Source organism: Gryllotalpicola sp. (genome assembly GCF_027352875.1).
Classification (GTDB): domain Bacteria; phylum Actinomycetota; class Actinomycetes; order Actinomycetales; family Microbacteriaceae; genus Gryllotalpicola.
Genome location: NZ_DAIEII010000037.1, coordinates 1 through 3,379, shown reverse-complemented (window position 1 = coordinate 3,379; position 3,379 = coordinate 1). Strand labels below are relative to the sequence as shown.

The following is a 3,379-nucleotide window of genomic DNA, read 5'->3' as shown; positions in this document are numbered from 1 at the left end:
CAGCGCCGCGGCGTTCCGAGCGCGCAGCTCGTCTACGGCAACGCGGTCGCGGTGCTCACCGGCGACCTGCTCTTCGCCCGCGCCAGCCAGCTCATCGCGCGGCTCGGCGAGCGGGCCATCAAGCTGCAGGCCGACACCTTCGAGCGCCTCTGCCTCGGCCAGCTGCACGAGACGGTCGGTCCGCGTCCGGGCGACGACCCGATCGAGCACTACCTGCGCGTGCTCGCCGACAAGACGGGCTCGCTCATCGCAACGGCGGCGCAGTTCGGCATCGTGTTCTCGGGGGCGCCCGCCGAGTTCGAGTCGGCGCTGCTCGAGTACGGCGAGAACGTGGGCATCGCATTCCAGCTCCGGGACGATGTCATCGACCTCTCCGACGATCCGGCCACCGGCAAGAACGCCGGCACCGATCTGCGGGCCGGGGTGGTGACGCTGCCGCTGCTCAAACTGCGGGGGCTGGCGGATTCCGGCGACGAGGCCGCGGCCGCGCTGCTGGCCGAGCTCGAGGAATCCGTCATCGGACAGCCCGACGCCGTCGACGTCTCGGCCGGAGTGGCGCGGCTGCGCGCGCACGCGGTCACGCGCGAGACGCACGACGAGGCGCGCGCCTGGGCAGCGCGGGCGATCGCCGCAATCGCCGTGCTGCCGAAGGGCTCCGTGAAGAAGGCTTTGACCAGGTTCGCCGAGACCGTTGTCGAGCGGAACAGCTAGCGAACGTTGCCGTTGGATACGAGCGCGTCCGTCCGGTCGGGCACATTCGTACCGAACGGCAACGTTGACGAGGAGAAGCACGTGACCAAGCTCCGCCTGGCGATCGTCGGGGCCGGCCCGGCCGGCATCTACACCGCCGACATCCTGCTGCGCGCGGAGCGCAGCTTCGACGTCTCGATCGACCTCTTCGACCACCTGCCCGCGCCGTACGGGCTGGTGCGCTACGGCGTCGCCCCCGACCACCCGCGCATCAAAGGCATCATCACGGCGCTGCGCGAGGTGCTCGACTCCGGCGGCATCCGCGTGTTCGGCAACGTGCGCTTCGGCGTCGACCTGACCCTGGACGACCTCAAGCAGCACTACAACGCGGTCGTCTTCGCAACCGGCGCGGTGCGGGACGCCGATCTCGACGTCCCCGGCATCGACCTTGCGGGCTCCTACGGCGCCGCCGACTTCGTGAGCTGGTACGACGGCCACCCCGACGTGCCGCGGGGGTGGCCCCTCGACGCCCGTGAGGTCGCCGTCATCGGCAACGGCAACGTGGCGCTGGATGTCGCACGCGTTCTCGCGAAGCACGCCGACGACCTGCTGCCCACCGAGATCCCGGACAACGTCTACCGCCTTCTGAAGTCGTCGCCGGTGACGGACGTCCATGTCTTCGGCCGCCGCGGCCCGACCGCGGTGAAGTTCACGCCGCTCGAACTGCGCGAACTCGGCGAGGTGCCGGACGTCGACATGGTCGTCTACGACGAGGACTTCGACTACGACGAGCACGACCGCGAGGCGATCGCCGGCAACAAGCAGGTGCTCGTCGTCGACCGCGTGCTGCAGGCATGGCGGCAGCGCCCGCCTGGCACGGCGAGTCGCCGCCTCCACCTGCACTTCTACGCAAAGCCGCTCGAAATCGTCGACGACGGCAGCGGCAGCGTCGGCGCCATCCGGTACGAGCGCACCGCCCCCGACGGGCAAGGCGGCGTCGTCGGCACCGGGGAGGTGCGCGAGATCCCGGTGCAGGCCGTCTACCGCGCGGTGGGCTACTTCGGTTCGCCGCTGCCGGGCGTGCCGTTCGACGAGCGCCATGGCGTCATCCCGAACCGCGAAGGCCAGGTCCTGGCGGATTCCGGCAACGATCGCGTGCCCGGCCTCTACACCACGGGCTGGATCAAGCGCGGCCCGGTCGGCCTCATCGGCCACACCAAGTCCGACGCGATGGAGACCATCTCGCACCTCATCAACGACCTGGGCGACTGGTGGGCGCCGACCCGGCCCGAAGAGTCGGCGATCGTCGAACTGCTCGAGTCGCGGGGAATCCGCTACACGGATCTGGAGGGCTGGCACCGCCTCGACGAGCACGAGATCGCGCTGGGTTCGGCGGCCGGCCGGGCGCGCATCAAGGTCGTGCCGCGCGACGAGATGGTCGCGATCAGCCGCGCAGAGGCCTGACGCCGGAATCCGGCTTAGCGGAAGTTGACGAACTGCACGTCGATCTCGAGGTCCTTGCCCTTGAGCAGGGTGATCGTCGCCTGCAGGTCGTCGCGCGACTTCGACGAGACGCGCAGCTCGTCGCCTTGGATCTGACTCTTCACCGTCTTCGGCGCCTCATCGCGGATGAGCTGCGAGATCTTCTTCGCGTTGGCCTGGTCGATGCCGTTCTTGAGGGATGCCTCCAGCCGGTACTCCTTGCCCGAGGCGAACGGCGCGCCGGCGTCGAGCGACTTGAGCGAGATGCCGCGCTTGATGAGCTTCGACTCGAGCACGTCGAGGATGGCCTTGACGCGCTCCTCCGAGTTCGCCTTCATGAGGATCTTCTCGCCCGACCACTCGATCGAGGCGCCGATGTTCTTGAAGTCGTAGCGCTGCTCGATCTCCTTCGCAGCCTGGTTGACCGCGTTGTCGGCCTCCATCTTGTCGACCTTGGAGACCACATCGAACGTCGAATCTGCCATGCGTCTATCCTGCCGCCGCGACCTGTCGAGATCGTAGTTTCCGCCGTTTCCGGGCATCGTTGAAGGCCACAGCAGCGATCTCGAAGCGATTTCTTGGGCGGTGACCCCGCCGGTAGGATTGACAGGCGCCTCCGGTCAGGTGACCACACGTGGTCGGGGGCACCAACGGCGAGTTACCCAAGCGGCCAAAGGGATCTGACTGTAAATCAGCCGTCTTCGACTTCGGGGGTTCGAATCCCTCACTCGCCACCCGCAAAGAAAGCCCCGGTCAGATTCCTAATCTGCCGGGGCTCTTTCGTTCTTCCGCTTTGTGGCAGGAGTAGCGCGTGGGGAATACGTGGGGAATCGCACCGCGGAATAGGTTCGCGCGATAGCTCACAAGGGGCGGTGGAACGGCGCATTTTCGATTGCAGCGACGACATGACGGGCCGCAAGGAACGTCATCCGCCCGGGGCCTCGCATTGCGGGGCCCCCGGTGCTTAACGGGCCCTGTGTCGACGCTCGTTGAAATCTAGTGTCCTGCGCCGGTAGTTCGTTGGAGTAGTCGTTTGAGGGAGTCGAGGATCTGGGGAAGCTTGCTCGAGCTGTTCGGACAGGAAACGGGCAGGGTCAATAAAATGGGGTGCGGTCATCGCGTGTCTTCTTTCGGAAACGGTTTTGATAGGTCTTTCCAAGAATCACGCGGTGGCCGTTCTCATCTACGACAACACACTCACCAGGAT

General features: G+C 66.9%; 3 protein-coding genes and 1 tRNA gene. 3 read left to right on the top strand and 1 reads right to left on the bottom strand.

From position 1 onward, the window contains the following. A partial coding sequence (locus M7D61_RS04465) for a polyprenyl synthetase family protein (protein ID WP_298228014.1) occupies positions 1-711 on the top strand: 711 nt, incomplete at its 5' end. 81 nt (positions 712-792) lie between these two features. Further along, positions 793-2,154 (top strand): FAD-dependent oxidoreductase, encoded by a 1,362-nt coding sequence (locus tag M7D61_RS04460; protein ID WP_298228012.1) that lies wholly within the window; start codon positions 793-795, stop codon positions 2,152-2,154. A gap of 14 nt (positions 2,155-2,168) precedes the next feature. On the opposite strand, the gene M7D61_RS04455 is transcribed toward M7D61_RS04460, so the two are convergent. Then, positions 2,169-2,657, bottom strand: coding sequence for a YajQ family cyclic di-GMP-binding protein (locus M7D61_RS04455; RefSeq protein WP_298228010.1), 489 nt, complete (start codon positions 2,655-2,657; stop codon positions 2,169-2,171). A 167-nt stretch (positions 2,658-2,824) separates the two neighbouring features. On the opposite strand from M7D61_RS04455, the gene M7D61_RS04450 reads away from it, so the two are divergent. After that, positions 2,825-2,906, top strand: a tRNA-Tyr gene (locus tag M7D61_RS04450). The last annotated feature ends 473 nt before the right edge of the window (positions 2,907-3,379 follow it).

Bases quoted from the DNA above. Each gene is read 5' to 3' on its own strand.
- M7D61_RS04455 (WP_298228010.1), bottom strand. From the start codon at position 2,657: ATGGCAGATTCGACGTTCGATGTGGTCTCCAAGGTCGACAAGATGGAG.